General features: G+C 45.0%; 17 protein-coding genes. 10 read left to right on the top strand and 7 right to left on the bottom strand.

The annotated features are described in order from the left end of the window. Window positions 1–100: 100 nt before the first annotated feature. Together OSCIL6407_RS37845 and OSCIL6407_RS36280 are read left to right on the top strand one after the other, a co-directional pair. Complete coding sequence (locus OSCIL6407_RS37845) at window positions 101–226, top strand: hypothetical protein (RefSeq protein WP_007355908.1); 126 nt, start codon at window positions 101–103, stop codon at window positions 224–226. A gap of 120 nt (window positions 227–346) precedes the next feature. Next, on the top strand, window positions 347–493 hold the full coding sequence (locus OSCIL6407_RS36280) for a hypothetical protein (protein WP_007355909.1): 147 nt from the start codon (window positions 347–349) through the stop codon (window positions 491–493). A gap of 181 nt (window positions 494–674) precedes the next feature. On the opposite strand, the gene OSCIL6407_RS36275 is transcribed toward OSCIL6407_RS36280, so the two are convergent. From OSCIL6407_RS36275 to psbU, 3 genes are all read right to left on the bottom strand, one after another. Continuing rightward, the gene (locus OSCIL6407_RS36275; RefSeq protein WP_007355910.1) at window positions 675–815 is read right to left on the bottom strand and encodes a hypothetical protein; all 141 of its coding nucleotides are present in this window, start codon (window positions 813–815) and stop codon (window positions 675–677) included. A gap of 15 nt (window positions 816–830) precedes the next feature. After that, window positions 831–992: a hypothetical protein gene (locus OSCIL6407_RS36270; protein WP_007355911.1), complete on the bottom strand. Its 162-nt coding sequence runs from the start codon at window positions 990–992 to the stop codon at window positions 831–833. A 138-nt stretch (window positions 993–1130) separates the two neighbouring features. After that, entirely contained in the window at window positions 1131–1562 is a 432-nt protein-coding gene (gene psbU / locus OSCIL6407_RS0117265) for a photosystem II complex extrinsic protein PsbU (protein WP_007355912.1), read from the bottom strand. A gap of 388 nt (window positions 1563–1950) precedes the next feature. On the opposite strand from psbU, the gene OSCIL6407_RS0117260 reads away from it, so the two are divergent. Next, on the top strand, window positions 1951–2562 hold the full coding sequence (locus tag OSCIL6407_RS0117260) for a hypothetical protein (protein WP_007355913.1): 612 nt from the start codon (window positions 1951–1953) through the stop codon (window positions 2560–2562). Between the two features lie 128 nt (window positions 2563–2690). Here the strand turns inward: OSCIL6407_RS0117260 and OSCIL6407_RS0117255 are convergent, their stop codons facing one another. After that, window positions 2691–4748 carry a S8 family serine peptidase gene (locus OSCIL6407_RS0117255; protein ID WP_007355914.1) on the bottom strand — a complete coding sequence of 686 codons (2058 nt, stop codon included), beginning with the start codon at window positions 4746–4748 and terminating at the stop codon, window positions 2691–2693. 338 nt (window positions 4749–5086) lie between these two features. Here OSCIL6407_RS0117255 and OSCIL6407_RS0117250 point away from each other — a divergent pair, with 338 nt between their 5' ends. The 7 genes from OSCIL6407_RS0117250 to cydB all read left to right on the top strand — a co-directional run bounded on the left by OSCIL6407_RS0117250 (window position 5087) and on the right by cydB (window position 13446). Further along, window positions 5087–7579, top strand: coding sequence for a S8 family peptidase (locus OSCIL6407_RS0117250; protein WP_007355915.1), 2493 nt, complete (start codon window positions 5087–5089; stop codon window positions 7577–7579). 149 nt (window positions 7580–7728) lie between these two features. After that, window positions 7729–8616, top strand: a complete 888-nt coding sequence (locus OSCIL6407_RS0117245; RefSeq protein WP_007355916.1) for an ion channel — start codon at window positions 7729–7731, stop codon at window positions 8614–8616. 105 nt (window positions 8617–8721) lie between these two features. Beyond that, a complete protein-coding gene (locus OSCIL6407_RS0117240) occupies window positions 8722–8901 on the top strand; it encodes a hypothetical protein (protein WP_007355917.1) in 180 nt (59 codons plus the stop codon). A gap of 225 nt (window positions 8902–9126) precedes the next feature. Further along, entirely contained in the window at window positions 9127–10335 is a 1209-nt protein-coding gene (locus tag OSCIL6407_RS0117235) for an urease accessory protein UreH domain-containing protein (RefSeq protein ID WP_007355918.1), read from the top strand. After that, entirely contained in the window at window positions 10310–10783 is a 474-nt protein-coding gene (locus tag OSCIL6407_RS0117230; RefSeq protein ID WP_007355919.1) for a hypothetical protein, read from the top strand. Before OSCIL6407_RS0117235 ends, OSCIL6407_RS0117230 begins: the two co-directional genes overlap by 26 nt. Before the next feature lie 192 nt (window positions 10784–10975). Then, a complete protein-coding gene (locus OSCIL6407_RS0117225; RefSeq protein ID WP_019487488.1) occupies window positions 10976–12424 on the top strand; it encodes a cytochrome ubiquinol oxidase subunit I in 1449 nt (482 codons plus the stop codon). Between the two features lie 8 nt (window positions 12425–12432). Beyond that, window positions 12433–13446, top strand: coding sequence for a cytochrome d ubiquinol oxidase subunit II (gene cydB, locus OSCIL6407_RS0117220; RefSeq protein WP_007355920.1), 1014 nt, complete (start codon window positions 12433–12435; stop codon window positions 13444–13446). Between the two features lie 203 nt (window positions 13447–13649). On the opposite strand, the gene OSCIL6407_RS0117215 is transcribed toward cydB, so the two are convergent. The 3 genes from OSCIL6407_RS0117215 to OSCIL6407_RS0117205 form a co-directional block, all read right to left on the bottom strand. Further along, window positions 13650–15602 (bottom strand): DUF3685 domain-containing protein, encoded by a 1953-nt coding sequence (locus OSCIL6407_RS0117215; protein WP_007357592.1) that lies wholly within the window; start codon window positions 15600–15602, stop codon window positions 13650–13652. A gap of 45 nt (window positions 15603–15647) precedes the next feature. Next, on the bottom strand, window positions 15648–17801 hold the full coding sequence (locus tag OSCIL6407_RS0117210) for a hypothetical protein (protein WP_007357591.1): 2154 nt from the start codon (window positions 17799–17801) through the stop codon (window positions 15648–15650). A 205-nt stretch (window positions 17802–18006) separates the two neighbouring features. Continuing rightward, window positions 18007–18468 (bottom strand): Fur family transcriptional regulator, encoded by a 462-nt coding sequence (locus OSCIL6407_RS0117205; protein ID WP_007357590.1) that lies wholly within the window; start codon window positions 18466–18468, stop codon window positions 18007–18009. Window positions 18469–18699 lie beyond the last annotated feature (231 nt).

Below are 18699 nucleotides of genomic sequence, written 5' to 3'. Positions count from 1 at the left end.
TAACTCGGAGTGACTAAATCAGCGTTGAGTTGAATAGCTATCTGAGAATCTACTCAAACAAAATTTTAAAAATATTAAGGATGTCAGTGAATATACGGACATGGCGGATATAATTAAGTTATTGGGGAATGTATTTAATGTGGTGACTTTTATGGGGCTTTGGGTAATATGGGTACTTGGTTTAGGCTTACAACAATGGCAATATTGGCGCTTGGGGTACATCTAAGTACACCAGGGATGGCGATCGCGTGTACAGAAATTAGCAAACAGACCTCAAACAGAGCCACAGCAGTAAATTCTGAGCTGTCGGTTTTTTTGAACGTTGCAAACTACGAACCCGATCCAAATGGGAATCCAAAAAGTGATGGCACTGGGACACGCTAATCTTGTAGTTTTTTCTGTAGGTTTTGGAGTTTACGGATTTCTGATACCAGGGAATTTGCTCCAACTATCTAGTCGCACGCTTGGTGTGGCTGCACCAGTCTGGGTCTGAGAGGGGATAAATTGAAATGATACTGACCGCCTCTACTTTCAATCCGAAGGCAGCACTTCATGAGAATTAAGTCGCCGAGAGCGAGTAAGTTGTAATTTTCTGCCCAAGTTTGTAAGTCGCAGTTATATGGGTTGGGTAGAGAAAAATTAAGAGTTTTGCCCGACTGTAAATTCAGTATAGTTTAGCTAAGGGGAAGGGTAGCCAATTGTTCGCGCCGAATTTCAACTTGAGCGATCGCATCATCCAAAGCCTTTTGTACCTGACAAATCCCAGCACTATGCCACATCAATATAGGTAATTCTTTTCGGAACTCTTCTATCATACCTCTTTGGTGAGGCTAATTGTCTAAAATTTCAATTGTAAAGTTTGAAATATTATCGCCTAGTTCCCCATACTCCTCATTCCTCGTTCCTTCTTGCTCATTCCCTCTTCTTCCTTCTTCCTTCAGATGTAACCTTTGTGCCGCAAAAACTAGACATTCCAGCAATGAATGCGTCATATCAAATCCGGTTGCATCGGAATTATATAGGCGGGGCGGGTTTATGAGATTTTTCGATACCGATCGAATATCTCATAAACCCGCCCCTTGGGAACTTAAGACAGACATCAGCTCCCAGACATAGGACTAATGACTTGTCTAGTCGTAAAGTCCGTTGTTCAATCTGTTGTCACCCTCAATGAAAACTGATTCGACATCAGTAACGGTGAAGTTCTCCAGGTTAGCTTGCAGCAAGTCTTTCTGAGCTTGAGTTAGACCTGAAATATCGAGCACATCCTTAACATTTTCGTAAGGAGCATTCTTAATAATTAATGCCGCCAGAGTCGGAAACATCCCTGGATATTGCCGGAAATCTCGCACACCGCTGTTGTTCAAATCAAGTTTTTTGCCATATTCTGTGGCCAGCTTATCGTCGGCCCGATTAGTTCTCGGTGTGACAGCGGCCAAGGAAGATGATGAAGGCAAGACCAAATTGCTCAAATCTGCGGCCAGAACATTCTGATGTCCCAGCCATCCCCAGCAACTTACCAACAAGGTGAATACTGCCAACAGGCGACCTAATTTTTTCATTTGTTTATTACTCCCACTTTTACACACAGTATTTCTTTAGAGAGTACCATCTCACCACGTCCAGTTTTTTATCGAAATTGTGAGTGGGGATTGGGAAAGAAATAGGGTTTACGTATTGACAAATTTAACAAAATGTGAAATTGTCGGTGGGACTGAGTAACGTCGATCGCTACGCCTTTTTTAGCGATCGCCTCAAGGTTTTCTGACCGTCGAACACCTCAAGTAGAAAAGACTTACAGGAGAAGGTAAAAGCCCGAAGGTAAAGAGTATTTATACTCAAAATTTGACTCTGTTTCTAGCTTTTCTATCCTTGTGACAGTTGAGAGTGCCAAATCTGGGCTAAAATCTAAAATCAGAAGGGCTGTTTGGCAAAAATAAGGGGCTTCTGATGTCCAAAGTCTACAGCACGGCAGAACTGATTAAAATTTTAGAGGCAGAGCGCCAAGCGTGCTTACAGGGGCAGCGTCTCAAGCTGGCAGCGACACCTTCGACAGGCAACCCTGTGATTGACCGCTTTCTGAAATCTGATGGCGTTCAAAAGTTTACTGCTTATCAAGATTTTAAAGCTGCTGTTCATCGGTACCAGGAGGAACATCAAGTTTCTGGGATTGTCTGGCGGGAAATAACACTTCACGGCGATACTCTGTGTTATCCCGCCGTAGACGATCAATTAATTGCTTTGCCTATTGATTTAAAGGTATTAAAACAGGCTAAAGCTTCGATACTGGAATTCTGGCAGCGAGTAACAGTTGAAATGGACTTGTATTTAAGTATTAACAGTGGCAAGGACTATCGGGAAATTGGGGCGGAGGATGTAGACGCGATCGTGCAGCGGACTGAATGGGCCGCTATCTGGAAGTGGGAGAAGTTAGATTTCTTAGAAATGCTCTTGCAGTTGGGATGGGGCAAGCCAGAGGAAGCTTATTATAAAAGAGGATGGCCGATCTCAGGTAGCGAGTATATTCATGCAGTGAAACCGGGACAGCGACCGATTTGTTGATCCTCTTCTTCCCTGAGTATCGGAGCATCGGAGCATCGTAGCCTCTGTTTTCCCCTTCTTCCCCTTCTTCCTCTTCTTCCCTAGCCCCTAGCCCCTAGCCCCTAGCCCCTAACCGCTGAAAGCGGTTGCTATAGATCGGAACGATTTGCAGTTTCCACAACAATTTTCTCAATCTCTTTAGGTGTCAAATTGGGATTAGCTTGACGGATCAAAGCTACTACACCAGCAACATGAGGAGCCGCCATAGAAGTACCGAAAAAGTAGCGGTAAGGAATACCGGGCAAAGATAATGGTACTGTTGAATAAACATCTTCGACATCCGAACGTCCTCCATTTCCTCCCGGCGCAATCACATAATCGATCGCGACAACTCCAGCACGGTTAGAGAATTCAGAAAATTGCAGATCCCGCGTTATTGAACCCACAGCAATACCTACTTCATCGGCCAAACGAGCAGGAAGATTCGGCCGGCCATTACTACTATTTCCAGCCGCAGAAACTACAATTACACCCTTTGATTCAGCATAACGAATGGCATCCAGCCTTTCAGCTTCCATGTCATTTCCGCCAAAACTGAGATTAATTACATCGGCTCCATTATCGACAGCATAGCGAATGCCAGCAATGCCATTACTTACTTTTCCTACGCCATCTTTATCTACAGTTCTTACGGGCATAATCTTCACAGTTGGAGCTACTCCAGTGATTCCCACTCCGTCTTTCTTAGCAGCAATAATTCCTGCTACGTGAGTACCGTGACTATTTTCATCCATCGGGTTGTTATCGCTGTTGACAAAATCCCAACCTCGAAAATCGTCAACAAAGCCATTACTATCATCATCAAGGCCGTTGGTAGCTTTTTCAACACCATTAGCATCAATGCCAAATTCCCCTGAATTAGTCCAAATATTCCCAGTTAAGTCAGGATGATCGTAGTCAACGCCGCTATCCACAACAGCGACGACAATGCCATCGCCAGTGAAACCCTGAACCCAAACTTCGGGAGCATTTACTACATCTCGTCCCCATTCATCTCCTCCCAAATTGGGGACATCAGGAAAAGGTGCTTTGCCAATGCTTTGAGCAACAGCGGTTGCTGCGTTAATCAAACCATAGCCGAAAGTAGTATCGTAACCTGCGATCGCGCTGCTACCTGGTGGGGGGGGAGGACTAGGGATTGCAGATAGACTCATAGTGTAATTTGTCTGCGCTTCCTCAAATCGAAAAACTCGCACGAAGTAAGTACCTGGTAATAAATCGTTGAGATTAATTTCCTCTGCATTCGCATCTGAGTTTTCCGAGACTTGAACAATATCCGGTGGTTCAACGGCGTTATTGTTATTAATATCCTTAATTAGGGCTACATCAAGATCTGCACTTAAACCTGTAACGTTTAACTTTAAGTCGCTGGTGACAGGGAGTGTGAAACGGTAGAAATTATCTGGTTCAGCATCACCAACAAACCCGCTCACGGTAGGATTATCGCTCAGGGAACCAAGATTAGTTGCGCTTCCGAGTTCATCTCCCAATTTAGTATCTGCGGCCACGAAACGCCCGTTGAGATAGTCGGGGGATACGTCTGTAACCCAGCCTAAAATGGCTCCAGACTCGCGAATCCGAATTAAAGTATCATTGCTGCCGGGATTGAGGGAAGCTGATTCTAAGGTGATGTCAGCGACAGTTAAGCCATCAGTTAAGCCGATTAAGTTTTTCCAGAAAAAGTGTTTGAAGTCAGTGATGATATCGGCAGATTCGGGGTTTTGTGCGGCGGTTTCTGTTGTGAGGACAAATAAATCCGATCCTTCGCCACCTTTTAATATGTCTCTACCTTTGTCGCCAACGAGTACATCGTCGCCTTCAAAACCGATGAGTAAGTCGTCGCCTTGACCTCCCCGGAGGATATCTTTACCACTGTTACCGGTAAGAATATCATCACCTCGACTGCCGATGAGGAAGTTGTCACCACTACCACCATTTAGGGTATCAGCACCGCCACCTCCGATCAGGCGATCGTTATTGTCGCCGCCGTCGATTATTTCGCCATCGGAGGAACCCAGGATAAAATCATTGCCACCAAGGGCAAATAGTCCTTTTGGGTAAGGAGCTAAAAAGCCTGGAGTTAGAGTTAAACTGTTAGGCGATTCGTCTAATAAATAAGCAAGGTTATCTGCACTTGGGCCGGCCATGAAGATATTCTCCTAACTGGGTTTTTTTGTGAAATGCCCTGATTATTTGAAGCGAAAAGGCTCAAAATTGATTCTGAAAAATTGAATTTTTTGGGAAAATAATTGTTTGTAACGCCGCCCTCTGGGTGGTAAATATACTTGCCCAAAGGGGGGGTTACGTGAGGGGTGAGTGCGGGTAATTTTAGGTTGGGCGCTATCACAATTTAGATTTTGACTGTAAGTAATAGATTATTTGTGGTAGTGCCTACCTTACGAAGTAATGGTCAACGCGCACCATCAGCGGTTAAGCGGTTAAGGTATAACAAAGTTATTGTGATGCGATCGCTAACTCAGTTTGTATGATTAATGCCCACACTCCGTACTTGAACCCTGACGAGCAGCCCTGGCTGATTTCCCAGTTTAACCAATTATCCAACAAAACTGCTAGCCAAAGAGAGTTCTATCAGGGATTATACCCCGATATTGCTGCTACTCAAGTCGCGGAGGTTATGTCTAGCAGCTTAGATTCATTGTTGCTTGCCGATAGTAGCACTCAGCCCTTGTCGGCTGGGGGGGTTTCAGGTGCGATCGCGAAAGTAGACCAAAACAGCGATCCCCTAACAGGAGAAAATCTAAAATCTATTGCTTCTGTGAGTCCTAATAGTGCAGGTAGTGTTGAAAATCAAGCTAACAGATCGATGTATGCTGACTTCGCTCGCGTGTTGCAAGGTGTGGATGGAACGGGAATTACAATTGGGGTAATTTCTGATAGCTATGATATTAATCAAAGAGATACAAAAAACGCAATAGATGATATCAACTCCGGCGATCTTCCCGGCCCTACTAATCCCTTTGGTCGCACTACCCCCATACAGGTTTTAGCGGAAACTGTTGGGACGGGAGTTGATGAAGGTCGAGCATTAATGCAACTAATTCACGATATCGCTCCCGGTGCCAAGTTACTATTTCATACAGCCAGTGATGCTACTGGTAAATCTTTTACAGATCGCTCCGTTGGTAATGCCATTCGTTCCCTTGCCGCTGCTGGTGCTAACATTATTATAGACAATGTTAATGGCTTTGAATCGCCTTTTTTTCAAGACGGAGATGCGGCCCAGGCAGTAAATGAAGTTACCAGCAAGGGAATTACTTATTTCACTTCTACTGGCAACAATGACCGCAATGGTTATCAAAGCGCTTTTGTCAACTCAGGAATTGTTTTTAATCCCGGTCAATTGCCAGTTGCAGTTGTACCAGAAAATAATATTTCCACCCTTGGTGGTAACATTCCGGTGTCAAGTTTTAAAGGTGGCGTAGCCCACGATTTTGACCCCGGCCCCGGCATTGATTTTTTACAAGGTTTTACTCTCGATCCTGGTAAAAGAATTGCTTTTACCTTACAGTGGGATGAACCTTTTTATGTTGGAGGAGAAGTAGCGACAACGGCAACAGATTTAGATGTTTATATCTTGAATGCCGATGGTACGGCCGTAGTCGGTGGTAGTGCGATCGATAATACCAAAGTATCTCCCAATACAGGTAAAGCTAGCGGGCCAATTGAATTTGTGTCCTTTGCCAATTTGGGTAAAGAAACTAGCAAATTTAATATAGCCATTGTCCGAGCGAGTGGCCCCGATCCGCAGCAAATTAGGTATGTTTTTAATGCACCTGTGGGCTTGCCAACTAATCTAGAATTCCCGACTAATAGTTCAACTTTATATGGACATAAAAATGCAGTCGGTGCGATTGCAGTGGGGGCGACTAATTATCAAGATACGCCCGCATTTAATGAATTAATTGGTGGCCCAACTTTAGAACAGTTTTCGAGCGTTGGCGGCATCCCAATTTTGTTTGATATCAATGGTAAGAGATTAGAGCAAGCTAAAGTCAGACTCAAACCAGATATCGTTGCTCCTGATGGAGTAAATACTACATTTTACGGACTATCAGATCCCAAAGGAAATGGCTCTTTTGAGGCCGATGGATTACCCAATTTCTTCGGTACTTCAGCGGCGGCTCCGAATGCAGCGGCGGTAGCTGCTTTAATGCTACAAGTGGCACCTTGGGCAACTCCTAATGATGTGGCAATAGCGATGAGAGTGACTGCTGTAGATATGAACGATCCGGGGACAACTGCGGCCGATCCAGGGTTCGATTTTGCCAGCGGTTATGGCTTTTTAAATGCCGATCGTGCTATGGCAATGCTAGCTTTATTTGATGAGAGTTTTTATTTAGCTCAATATCCACAGGTAGCGGCGGCTGTTGCTAATAAAACTTTCCGCAATGGGTTTGAACATTTTGCTCTATTTGGGCAATATGAAGGTCTTAATCCTAGTGCTAAATTTGACAATCAGCTCTATTTAGCTCTCAATCCTGATGTAGCAGAGCAAGTTAGTAATGGGGTTTTTCGTAGTGGTTTCGATCACTTTATTAAAAGAGGAGAATTTCAAGGAAGAGATCCCAGAAATTTGTATAATGAGAGTTATTATCTCGAACAAAATTCCGGCGTGGCTACATTTTTGAGTGAAAAGAAGTTCCGCAGTGGTTACGAACATTTTATTTTGTTTGGGCAATTTGAAGGGAGGAAAGGAAGTCCTTTTTTTGATGAGCAGTTTTATTTAGAGCAGAATCCAAAAGTAGCTGAAGCTGTAGCCAGCGGGTTATTTAGTAGTGGTTATGAACATTTTACAAAGGTAGGACAATTTGAAGGTAGATCGCCTAGTACCTTGGTAAATGAAGTTAGTTATCTGCGAGATAATCCTGATGTAGCAGTGGCAGTTAAGGCTGGAGTTTATCAAAGTGGAATTGAACACTTTGTTTTGTTTGGTCAACGGGAAAATCGAATTAAGTAATTGGTAATTGGTGAATTGGTGATTGTAGGGTGGGCGCTCGCCTCAACCATCTTCTGCTATGAGTTACAGCCTTTTTGAGGCGAACGCCCACCCTACGTTTAATTGTGTCTATCAACTATCAACTAACAACCAACAACCAACAAATCATAATGAAAAAACATCGCCACCACCAGGAAGCGCGTTTAGTAGGCAAAAATGGACAATTCAATTTAAATATTGTGCGAATGGGTACATCTCCCTTACGTTTAGGCGATCTATATCACTGGTTACAAGCAATTTCTTGGTTCGGATTTTTTGGGCTAATTGCTTTAGTTTATGTAATCAGTAATGCTCTATTTGCCTTAGCCTACTTAGCGGGAGGAGACTGCATTGCTAACGCTCAACCGGGTTCTTTCAAAGATACTTTTTTCTTTAGCGTTCAAACAATGGCTACTATTGGTTATGGGGCGATGTATCCGCGCACTAGCTATGCTAATATCATTGTTGCTGTGGAAGCGCTTTTTGGTTTGCTAGGAGTGGCGATGGTGACAGGTTTAGCTTTTACTAGGTTTTCCAAACCTACGGCTAAAGTTTTATTCAGCCGTATTGCTGTTATTGCTCCTCAAAATGGCGTATTAACTTTAATGTACCGCACGGCAAATCAACGCTATAATCAAATTTTAGAAGCTCAGCAGCGACTCACTCTAGTTCGCGATGAAGTTACTGCTGAGGGACAATTTATGCGCCGTTTCTACGACTTAAATTTAGTTCGCAGCCGAACGCCTATTTTTGCATTAACTTGGACTATTATGCACAAAATTGATGAGAATAGTCCTCTCTATGGATTGACAGCAGAGGATTTATTTAGCCAGGAAGTTGAAATTGTAGCGACTATGACTGGACTTGACGAGACCGTTTCTCAAACTATTCACGCTCGTCATTCTTATCTAGCTGGAGAAATTCTCTGGAATGTGCGGTTTGTAGATATCTTATCGAAATCCTCGGATGGTAAAAGATTTGTAGATTATAGTCGTTTCCATGATGTCATATCTTTGTAATTATTTAAAATAATGAACATTATCTCATTTCTATTGTGCTAGAATAGCACAATTGTCCCGATGGCGATTTCCTTAACGAAGACGATCTTTTGGGAGAACAAGACAATGGATAAAGTGAATTTAGACAATCTGAGTCGTGAAGAATTAGCACGTTTTATTATCGCTAATCGAGAGAACGCAGAAGGTAGAGAAGCGCGTCGAATTTATATTCGTCGCCTAGCAGAAAAAGCCGCAAGCTGTGGAATTGAGTTCTATAAACCTCAAGTGCCATCCCCTAAAAATTGATCTCAGATCGCCTTTTACAGCACTTTTGCTGGTAAATGAAGTACAAAAACGATTTCTGTAAAGGCTGTGCCTCCTTGTGCGCCTGATTTCTGATTTCTTCCTAAGTCCTAGAAGTTTTACGTCTTGTCTTTTGACAAAAGTCAACTCTTCACTTAGATATTAGTAATGCTGCACAAAATCAGTTAGCATCGATTTAATTTATATGGCATTTTGAGGAACAGCAAGATGCTAGACCTAATGTTAATTAGCACCTTGGGATTTCTGGGCAGTTTTGGTCACTGCGCGGGGATGTGCGGCCCCTTGGCGATCGCATTCTCTCTCTCCCAAACTACCGCCAACCAAAAAAGCGCTGCCCTGCGGTTTCATCTGCTGCTAAATTTAGGCCGGATTGTGGCCTATGCGATCGCAGGTAGTGCTATTGGGGGAGTGGGTTCGGTGTTAATTGCTAGCGGACAAATGGCCGGTACCGGTAGCGGATTGCGCCGCGCGATCGCAATTCTTACAGGTTTAATGTTGATTTGGTTCGGATTGCTGCAAATTAAACCCAACTTGCTGCCGCGTCTGCCGATGCTGCATCCGCTGTCGCATCAACGCATACAAGAGGCAATGATCGGGGTTTCCGCGCACAAAAGCTGGTGGATGCCAGCAGCTTTGGGATTGCTTTGGGGTTTGATTCCCTGCGGTTTTCTGTATGTGGCGCAAATTAAGGCGGCTGAAACTGGTAGCGTGGTTTTGGGTGCGGCGACGATGCTAGCGTTTGGACTGGGAACTCTGCCAACTATGCTAGGGGTGGGGATTTTTGCTGGTAGACTGAGTGCTTCGAGGCGCAGTCAACTGTTTCAGATGGGAGGTTGGGTAACGATCGCGATCGGCATTTTAACCCTGTTGCGAACCGATGAAATGGTGGATTTCACCGCTCACGGATCGCTACTATGCCTAATGCTAGCACTGATCGCACGTCCTGTCAGCAAGTTGTGGGCGCAACCCTTGCGTTACCGCCGCGCCTTGGGTGTGGCAGCGTTTGTGCTGGCAATTGCTCATAGTTTACACGCGATCGATCACGCGCTGAGATGGAATTTTGAAGCTGTATCTTTTATGTTGCCATTGCACCAGTTAGGTATGGCTGCGGGGGTGACGGCGTTGCTATTGATGACTCCTGCGGCGATTACAAGTTGCGATCGCGCCCAAAATTACCTCGGCAGGCGGTGGCGGCAAATTCACCTGCTAAGCGTGCCCGCTTTCCTGCTATGTGCGGTTCATGCGATCGCGATCGGTTCCCACTATCTCGGCGGCTTTGAATGGACAGCGCAAAATAAGCTATTGACGGCATTATTAGGCGCGATCGCGCTCTCGATTTTGTTAGTTAGATCGCACCTATTTTGGACACTTTTATCTTTGGAGAGGTTCTATGTTTCCCCTATTAAACAAAAGTAAAAGTTTAGGATTGCTAGTTTTTTTAGGATTATTAGTAAATGTAGCAATATCAACTATATTTACACTTAAGTCTAATTTTGCTTTAGCGCACGAAGTCGAAGTTTCTGGCGATGTCGCAGCTACATTTCACCTCGAACCAAATCATAATCCCCGCGCCGGAGAACAGTCTCGCGTATGGTTTGCCCTCACTCGTAAAGGCGGTCAAATTATCCCCTTAGAACAATGCAATTGCCAGTTAGCCGTCTACAATCATCCCCATAAAGCAGGCGAAAAACCCTTGATGCAGCCCAGCTTAGAAGCCATATCAGCCGAACAATACAAAGGCATTCCCGGAGCTAAAATCGTATTCCCTAAAGCCGGAATTTACGCACTAGAACTCAGTGGCAAAGCCAAAGCTGGAGCTAATTTTCAGCCCTTTAAATTGAGTTACCAAGTTACAGTTAGATAATTTATAATGGCTAATTACTAATACCAAACTCCGCTTAAACATCCCCTTATTTCTTAGTCCGCGCAGGCGGACTTCGTTTGTGTAGTAGCGGTTTCAACCGCCGAAGGATCTAGGGAATAGCTTTTGTAACAGGTTTAATATACAATCAGAACAGTCAATCTTTTAAGGTTTACTAACTAACCGAGGTCAGACATGGATTTTTTCTCTAATACCCTCGCGCTATCGCGAATGCAATTTGCACTGACTGCGATCTTCCATATCCTCTGGCCAGTATTGACTACAGGCATGGGAATTTATCTAGTAATAGTCGAGGGAATGTGGCTAAAAACCCGCAATCCTGACTACTACCATCACGCTCGCTTTTGGGCAAAACTTTACGTCCTTAACTTCGGTATTGGCGTAGCTTCCGGCATCCCAATGGAATTTCAATTTGGCACAAATTGGGCTCCATTTTCCGAAGCAGCGGGCGACTTTTTCGGCAGTATTTTAGGCTTTGAAGCTGCAATGGCATTCATGCTAGAAGCAGGTTTTTTAGGCATCATGTTATTTGGTTGGGAGCGAGTTAATCCTGTCATTCACTATTTCGCTACCATCATGGTAGCCTTCGGTGCTAACCTCTCAACCTTCTGGATATTAGTAGCTAATTCCTGGCTGCAAAGTCCCGCAGGTGGAGACTTTGTGAATGGCAAATTTATCGTTTCCGATTACTTTGAAGCCATCCTCAATCCATTTATGCTCAATAGCGTTCTCCATATGTTCTTTGCAACATTGGAAACATCGCTATTTGTGATTGGTGGTATTAGTGCCTGGTACATCTTAAATAAGCGACACTCAGCCTTCTTTTCTTACTCATTAAAGATTGTAGTAGCCGCTGCGATCGCAGTTGCCCCTTTGCAAATTTATATCGGCCATTTAAGCGCCGAACAAGTCTATCACTATCAGCCTACCAAACTAGCAGCAATGGAGGCTCAATGGGAAACAATTCCAGCAGGAAAATCTGCCGATTGGCTAGCCTTAGCTTTACCGAACGAAAAAGCAGAAAAAAATGACTGGGAACTAGCAATACCTAAAACATTAGGATTAGTTCTAGAATTTAAACCAACACTGTCAGAACCCGTCCTTGGTCTCAAAGAATGGAAACCAGAAAATAGACCCCGAATGGTAGGTTTAATCTACTATTCTTTCCGCATCATGGTTGCTATTGGTTTCTACTTTGCAGCATTAATGGCATTCAGTGTAATTCAGTGGATTCGAGGCAAACTTTCTGCTGAAAATATTGCTAACCAAACTTGGCTAATGCGAGCTTGGATTTTAGCCGCTCCCCTGGGATATATTGCTGTAGAATCAGGTTGGATAGTGCGCTGCGTAGGTAGACAACCCTGGACTGTTTACGGACAAATTCGCACGGCTGATGCTGTTTCTGCTATTCCCGCCAGTAATGTTTTAGGTTCCCTAATTACCTTTGCTACTGTCTACAGCTTTCTATTAATTTGTACCTTGTATTTTGGTAGCAGAATTATTCGTCAAGGCCCGAATCTCAGTTTACCAGTACCAAGTTTAGAAGTAGAAGATGAACCAGCAATTGAGATAGAACCGGCCGAACACATTCCCGATAGCCGACCGGCAGAAGCACAGCAATAGGAGATTTTATGACAGCTTTAGAGCATTTTCTTCCCCAAGTTTGGTTTGTAATTTTAGCTCTTTTTCTATTGCTCTATGTCATGCTAGATGGTTTTGACTTAGGCGTAGGAATTTTGTCCTTAACTGCTGATGACGAAGAACGGCGGGGCATTTTAATGACCAGTCTGGGAAATGTTTGGGATGCCAATGAAACCTGGCTGGTGTTAATGGGAGGCGCACTTTTTGGTGCATTTCCCCTAGCTTACGGCACAATTTTAAACGCCCTATACATCCCCATTATGATGATGTTGTTCGGGTTGATTTTTCGGGCAGTTGCCTTTGAATTTCGCGAACATTCTAACCGGAAATTATTCTGGAATTATGCTTTTGGGGCGGGTAGTTTTCTAGCATCTTTCGCCCAAGGTTTAGCCCTTGGTGGGGTGCTAGAAGGCATTGCAGTTGACCAAGCGGGACACTTTATCGGCACAACTTGGGACTGGTTAACTTGGCGGTCAATTGTTGTCGCTTTGACGCTAATTCAAGGCTATGTTTTGATTGGTTCCACCTATTTAATTATGAAAACAGGTGGGGAACTACAAACTACTCACTATCGCACGGCGAAAATTGCAGCAATTACAACGCTAATTGGAGCTATCTTGATTACAATTGTCACTCCAGTTTTTTCAGAAAGTGCGAGGACAAAGTTATTTGATGCCCCGTTGGTTTATATCTTTGCTATCATTCCTCTGGTGGGAGTCCTGTTAATTTGGCTATTGCTAAGAAGCATTGAGCGCAAGGAAGAAAGGACACCTTTTATCTGGACTATCCTAATTTTCTTGATGAGTTTCTTGGGACTAGGATTGATCGTTTTTCCCTATATTATCCCGACTCAAATCACGATTTACCAAGCAGCAGCTTCCCCAAGTGCTCTGGTTTTTATGATTATCTTCATTGGCTTTCTAATTCCGATTATGTTGTTTTACAACATTTACAATTATGTTGTTTTTCGGGGTAAGGTTGTTGGCGGTCACTATGGGAATTGATCTCATTTCTGGTCAATTTTCTCGACTCGAAGTGACATTATAGGGATAATATAGCAACCGTCAGGGCGGTTAGGACACTCGCTCATAGCCCAAACTTGACTCTCTTCCCCTCTTTCCCCTCTTTCCCTTCTTTTCCTTCTTTCCCTAGCCCCTAGCCCCTAGTCCCTAGCCCCTCTTAACCGCCTTGGCGGTTGCTATAACAATTAGTCACCCTTTTTTTCCCACTTACTATCTTGCAAAGAATTGCCTACTCCCTGAAGAATTCCCCGTCCAATTAAACCAATTCCTCGTCCAATAACTTGCGTCAGCACATAGACAACTCCCGTGCCCAGAAAAGCGATAATTGCTCGGACACGAGGAGCTGTCGCGTCCCTCATTTCTAATACCAGTGTCACCACCAACTGCACGCCCGAAAGTTGAGCTAACTCCTGATTTCTAGGAGAATAAATTGATATTTTCTGAATTCCTATTTCATTCAATGTCAACAGCAAAAAGCGGCTTTCAAAAATTGCCTGTGGTTCCCAAAATAAATTTTGCATTCGATATTTCCAAGACAAATTATTGCGAAATTTCTCAATCTCTCGCGTAGAAATCAACTGACGGTCATAAAATTTTTGTTTGATTTCTTCTAGATCGGCAAAATTATTTAATAGCGGTTGCACCACCCCGTTAGCCAGTTGAATCACTAAGTTTTCCAGCATTACTTGCGATCGCACCATCGCTTCGGGGCTACCCGCTGAGCAGGAAATATTATCAATTATCAGCGGAGTTTGATATAGTAAATGAGCAAAACATTCCACTACTAGCGGAATTTTATCAAGAATTGCAGTCTCAACCAGTTGAGTCTCTTGCAACAACACTGGTACAACTTCTATTCGCTCTTGTTTCTCGGAAAATAGCAAGGAAGAAGGAGGAAGAACAAAAGAGGGATTTCCCCCCAGTTCGCTCCTTTTTTGTAGGGGCAATCCTGCTGTATTTCTCACCTCCCCAACATTCCCTTCCTCTATCCGTAGGGTGTAATATTTACCAAAGAAATCCGCGATTGTATCTTGCCACAAATCTCTGATAATACTCGAACGCTTTTCTGATAATTGCGGCAACTCGACTTGGGAAAAGCGCAATTCATCAAGTATATCCTGTAATTTGCGTAAGATTATATACATCAAGTCCTGTTTCTTATTTAACCGGAAGATATCTATTTCCAGAGGTAGACCCGTTAAGTTAACTAAACCTGATTCTAATTTCGCCGCTATTGCTTTAAATAAAGCGGTTTGTAAATCATTTGTGGCTGAAAGCTGAGGAGATAATTCTGAATTGCTAATTACCGTAGGTAAATTAGGAATTGGAAAGGGGGAATTAGTTGTTTTATTGTTAGTTATTCTCCTGCTGATTTCCTCCCGATTTTCTATAATTTTCTGTTCCCGATCGGTCGGTAATAGCTGACTGACAATCCAACGAGCAGCTAACAATTCGCGGCGGCGACCGCTGAGTAAAACCCAATCGCTCAGAGATACAAAATCTTCTTTTTGTAACAGTCTAGAATCTTGTAATTGTGTGTTTACTTCCGCGATCGCGGCATCAATTTCCTGCATTCCCGATCTGGAAAGATGAGCAATTAACTTTCGATACAGAGAAAGTCTGGGGAAGGGAGAACCGGGACGTAATTCGCTCTGTTCTTCTATAGCTAAAGGAATTGTATTGCTCTGATTTTCTTGCTCCTGCGATCGCTCTGGCCAATAGCTTTCACCGGATGCTACTAAGCGAATAGCTGCTACGATCTCTGCAACTGCGATCGCTTTTGAGCAATAGCCATTGACACCCGCTTGCTTTGCTCTTGCTAAAAGAGCTGGTGTACTACTTCCCGCCAGTAGCAATAATGGTAAGTTGGGGTACTGCGTTTTGAGCTGCTGACACAGCATCATCCCCACAGAAAAATCTTGCTCAGTAACATCTGAGAGCCAAATCTGCCCGTCTAAAATCCAAATTACGACATCGGGGATGTTTTCGTCGCCCAGAGCAGCGATCGCATTCAAAGCCTCAGTCCCAGACTCCACCTCTGCGATCGCTTGCAAGTCCGGGTACTGTTCGCAAGCAACCCGCAGACCCAGGCGAAAAAGAGGGTCGCCTTCAACCACCAACAATTGCAAATTGGTCATAAGTAGAAGGAAGAAGGATTTAGTTAACTGTTAACTGTTAACTGTTTATTCAGAAAGTAAATTACCATCGGGAGATGCTGGAGGTTCAGCAGGAGCAGGCGCTTCTTGAGCAGGCGGAGCCGGTTCTGCCTCTTGCGGTGGTGGTGAATATTCCTCTTGCGGTGGCGAGGGTGAATATTCCTCTTGCGGTGGCGGCGAATATTCCTCTTGCGGTGGTGGGGGTGAATATTCCTCTTGTGGTGGTGGCGGCGAATATTCCTCTTGTGGTGGTGGCGGCGAATAAGGCTCCTGTTGTCGAGCAGGAGGAGCGGGTTCCTGTTGTTGAGCAGGAGGTGAATAAGGCTCCTGTTGCGATGCCGGTTCAGTATATTGAGCAGCCGGTTCCGCTACAGGCGGGGGGGCAGAGATCGCATCGCGTTCTGCGGCCCAGCGAGCGATCGCACCTTGGGCTTCCGAGTAGAGCGATCGCCCATAGCCAATCTGAGCAGCCATACTGATTGCCGCGCTCAGACTTCCTTGAGCGGCCAACTCAGATGCTTGAGTGAGAATAGGTCTATCTTGGGCGATTTGCTGTTGGGAAACCCATTGAGAGATATTGGCTTGAGCTTGAGCATATAGCGCCCGATTGTTCTTAATCTGGGAAGCTTGCTCAATAGCCTCAGTCAGCTTGCCCAGCTTAGCCAAAGCTTGCGCCTGATTTAACAGGGGTTGGTCTTCGACAATTTGAATACTTTTCGTCCACTGCGCGATTAGGGTTTGCGCCTCTATCCGTAGGGGACGACCTTGAGCCACCATGCTAGCTTGCGCGATCGCCGCATTCAACCCTTGAGCAGTTCCCGGCACTGCTAACTGTCTGGCGATCAAAACGTATGGCTGGTCTTCAATACGAAGAATTTCTTTGCGCCAGTAAGCTACCAAAGTCTGGGCATGAACCCGCCTCGGTTTGCCGGGATTGATAGTTTGGGCTTGGTCAATAGCGAGTTGGAACGCGATCGGTTGACCGAAACTAGCGATCGTACTCGCCATTTGCAGCCGCAACAAATCTTGAAACTGTACCTCTAAGTCCTTAATTTGAGCTTGAGCTTGTTTGTAAAGAGGGCGATCTGGGGCAATTTGAGCCGCCGCCGCTTGCCCTTCTAACAGTGCAAAAATATGTTGTGGTAGCGGCGTACCGATCGACTGATTCCACGTCACAGCCTGAGCGCGACCTAGCTGCATCAAATCTTGAGCTTCAGCATAGAGAGCAGAATCCGCCGGAATCAAATTAGCAGCCGCGATCGCCCCATCCAAGTTTTTTTCCTCCAACCGCTGACGCGCTATACCCAGCAAAGCGCGGCTCCAGCTCACGATTTGGGCTTCTCCCTTCGTATAGGCAAAAAGCTTCTTCCCAATTTTGCCAGCTAAAGCGATCGCCTCTCCCAAGTTCTCAAGACCTCCCTCAGCCGCTAACTCCTTAGCTTCTCGGAGGCGCTGCCAGCCCTGCCTTTCCAGCGTAATTTGCTCTACAAGCTCATTAAAGCGTTTTTGACCCCAAAAAATATTGTCCAATTTAAACAGAGCTTGAGCGTACTCCGAAGCTTTCCTCAAATCCTCTGCCTTCAAAGCTTCTTGCGCTTTCTCATAGAGCTTTTGGCCCTCTTCCCAATTATTCTGCCACCCAACCACCGCTTTTTCCACTTCTGAGTAAGCTGGGCTAGTTTTGGGAATTTTAGCTACAATATCGAGGGCTCCCTGCAAGTCTCCCACTTCAATTTTCGCAGTTGCCAGCCCCAAAATAGCTTTCGACCATTCCCCAGTAAGTTGTAGAGATTGTTCGTGAAGAGGATGCTCCGGCGGCCAACTTTCGACCAAAGCCAAAGCTTCTAGTATTTGCTCCAACTTCCCAGAGTTAGCTGCTTGCTGAGCGCAATAGAGCCTTTCCCCATCGGCTGCCACAGGGGATAACTGCTGGCAGTTAGGCGGTGGTTGCACGGCGAGCAACCAGAGAAGTGCACCGGCACCAGTTACACCAAATGCCAACAAGACACCCAAGTATATCAATTGCCATTGCCAAAAACCTCTTTTGCTGACTTTGGCTTTGTTTCTAGAAGCAGACGACTCTAAAAGCTCGTCTGCTGTCCTTAACTCTGGCTGCGGATTTGGGGATGGGTTGTACCTTGCTGGTGGTTTGGGGAATTTGTCAGATTGTCGTCTTGCCATTACTTCAGCCTGTCCTGTAATGCTCTATAGAGCTTAACCCAATTGGGAGGTATACAGCTTACCAACGAATCGAAGATTGTGAAGAAAGGGAGTTTTGAGTAGGGAATCTCTGACTTTTTTACTCACAACTCAAGGCTCAGGCCAGGGGGGTATCGCCCCAACTCAAGCTCAAAACTCAAAACCCTCATTTCTTCCCCATCCCGCTTTAAGAAGCTTTTGGCGTATCATTTTCAGACTCTGCGATCGCGGCATCAGGGAAACGGTAGCCGAAAAAGTCGATCCGATAGTCGGCAATCCTAACGCCCGTTTGCTGTTCGATTTGCTCAATTAACTCTTTAGGCAATTCTACGTGAACGTCTAGGATTTGTTCGGTATCAAGGCAGTTGACATGAGAATGGGAGTCACTGACATTACCGTACAACCGCCCCTCCGAACGCTCAATGCACTCAATAATTCCCTCTCTTGAGAGCGCTTCTAAATTTTGATATACAGAAGTATGACCGATCGCCTTACCTTGCTGATTCAAGCGATCGTAAATTTCACGAGCTGAGAGGTGTTCCCTTGCTTGCCAGAGCAGTTCAAGTATAAAGCGGCGCTGGCGGCTCAGACGCATACCCATTGTCTGACAGCGGTTCAAAGCATCTTCTAAAGAACGAATTGGTTTCACGACCGTCGCCTCATTTTGCCTGCTCAATGTGGGATTCCGGTGCAATGTAATGGACACGGACTCTCTTAAACTTAATTCTATCTTAAGACTATGGACTCTTCCCACGCAGGGTCAGGAAGATGGGGAGGATGGGGGAGATGGGGGAGGATGGGGGGAGATGGGGAAGATGGGGAAGATGGGGAAGATGGGGAAGATGGGGAAGATGGGGAGGATGGGGGGGATGGGGGAGAT

The sequence above is a fragment of the Kamptonema formosum PCC 6407 genome, from assembly GCF_000332155.1.
In the GTDB taxonomy this organism is placed as follows: domain Bacteria; phylum Cyanobacteriota; class Cyanobacteriia; order Cyanobacteriales; family Microcoleaceae; genus Kamptonema; species Kamptonema formosum.
This window is presented reverse-complemented; position numbering and strand designations above follow the sequence as displayed.

What these genes read in the sequence shown, in the direction of transcription:
- OSCIL6407_RS0117230 (WP_007355919.1), top strand. Translation starts at nt 10,310, where the DNA reads ATGTTTCCCCTATTAAACAAAAGTAAAAGTTTAGGATTGCTAGTTTTT.
- OSCIL6407_RS0117235 (WP_007355918.1), top strand. Translation starts at nt 9,127, where the DNA reads ATGCTAGACCTAATGTTAATTAGCACCTTGGGATTTCTGGGCAGTTTT.
- psbU (WP_007355912.1), bottom strand. Translation starts at nt 1,562, where the DNA reads ATGAAAAAATTAGGTCGCCTGTTGGCAGTATTCACCTTGTTGGTAAGT.
- OSCIL6407_RS0117210 (WP_007357591.1), bottom strand. Translation starts at nt 17,801, where the DNA reads ATGGCAAGACGACAATCTGACAAATTCCCCAAACCACCAGCAAGGTAC.
- OSCIL6407_RS0117245 (WP_007355916.1), top strand. Translation starts at nt 7,729, where the DNA reads ATGAAAAAACATCGCCACCACCAGGAAGCGCGTTTAGTAGGCAAAAAT.
- OSCIL6407_RS0117215 (WP_007357592.1), bottom strand. Translation starts at nt 15,602, where the DNA reads ATGACCAATTTGCAATTGTTGGTGGTTGAAGGCGACCCTCTTTTTCGC.
- OSCIL6407_RS0117250 (WP_007355915.1), top strand. Translation starts at nt 5,087, where the DNA reads ATGATTAATGCCCACACTCCGTACTTGAACCCTGACGAGCAGCCCTGG.
- OSCIL6407_RS37845 (WP_007355908.1), top strand. Translation starts at nt 101, where the DNA reads ATGGCGGATATAATTAAGTTATTGGGGAATGTATTTAATGTGGTGACT.
- cydB (WP_007355920.1), top strand. Translation starts at nt 12,433, where the DNA reads ATGACAGCTTTAGAGCATTTTCTTCCCCAAGTTTGGTTTGTAATTTTA.
- OSCIL6407_RS36270 (WP_007355911.1), bottom strand. Translation starts at nt 992, where the DNA reads ATGACGCATTCATTGCTGGAATGTCTAGTTTTTGCGGCACAAAGGTTA.
- OSCIL6407_RS36275 (WP_007355910.1), bottom strand. Translation starts at nt 815, where the DNA reads ATGATAGAAGAGTTCCGAAAAGAATTACCTATATTGATGTGGCATAGT.
- OSCIL6407_RS0117260 (WP_007355913.1), top strand. Translation starts at nt 1,951, where the DNA reads ATGTCCAAAGTCTACAGCACGGCAGAACTGATTAAAATTTTAGAGGCA.
- OSCIL6407_RS0117225 (WP_019487488.1), top strand. Translation starts at nt 10,976, where the DNA reads ATGGATTTTTTCTCTAATACCCTCGCGCTATCGCGAATGCAATTTGCA.
- OSCIL6407_RS0117240 (WP_007355917.1), top strand. Translation starts at nt 8,722, where the DNA reads ATGGATAAAGTGAATTTAGACAATCTGAGTCGTGAAGAATTAGCACGT.
- OSCIL6407_RS0117255 (WP_007355914.1), bottom strand. Translation starts at nt 4,748, where the DNA reads ATGGCCGGCCCAAGTGCAGATAACCTTGCTTATTTATTAGACGAATCG.
- OSCIL6407_RS36280 (WP_007355909.1), top strand. Translation starts at nt 347, where the DNA reads ATGGGAATCCAAAAAGTGATGGCACTGGGACACGCTAATCTTGTAGTT.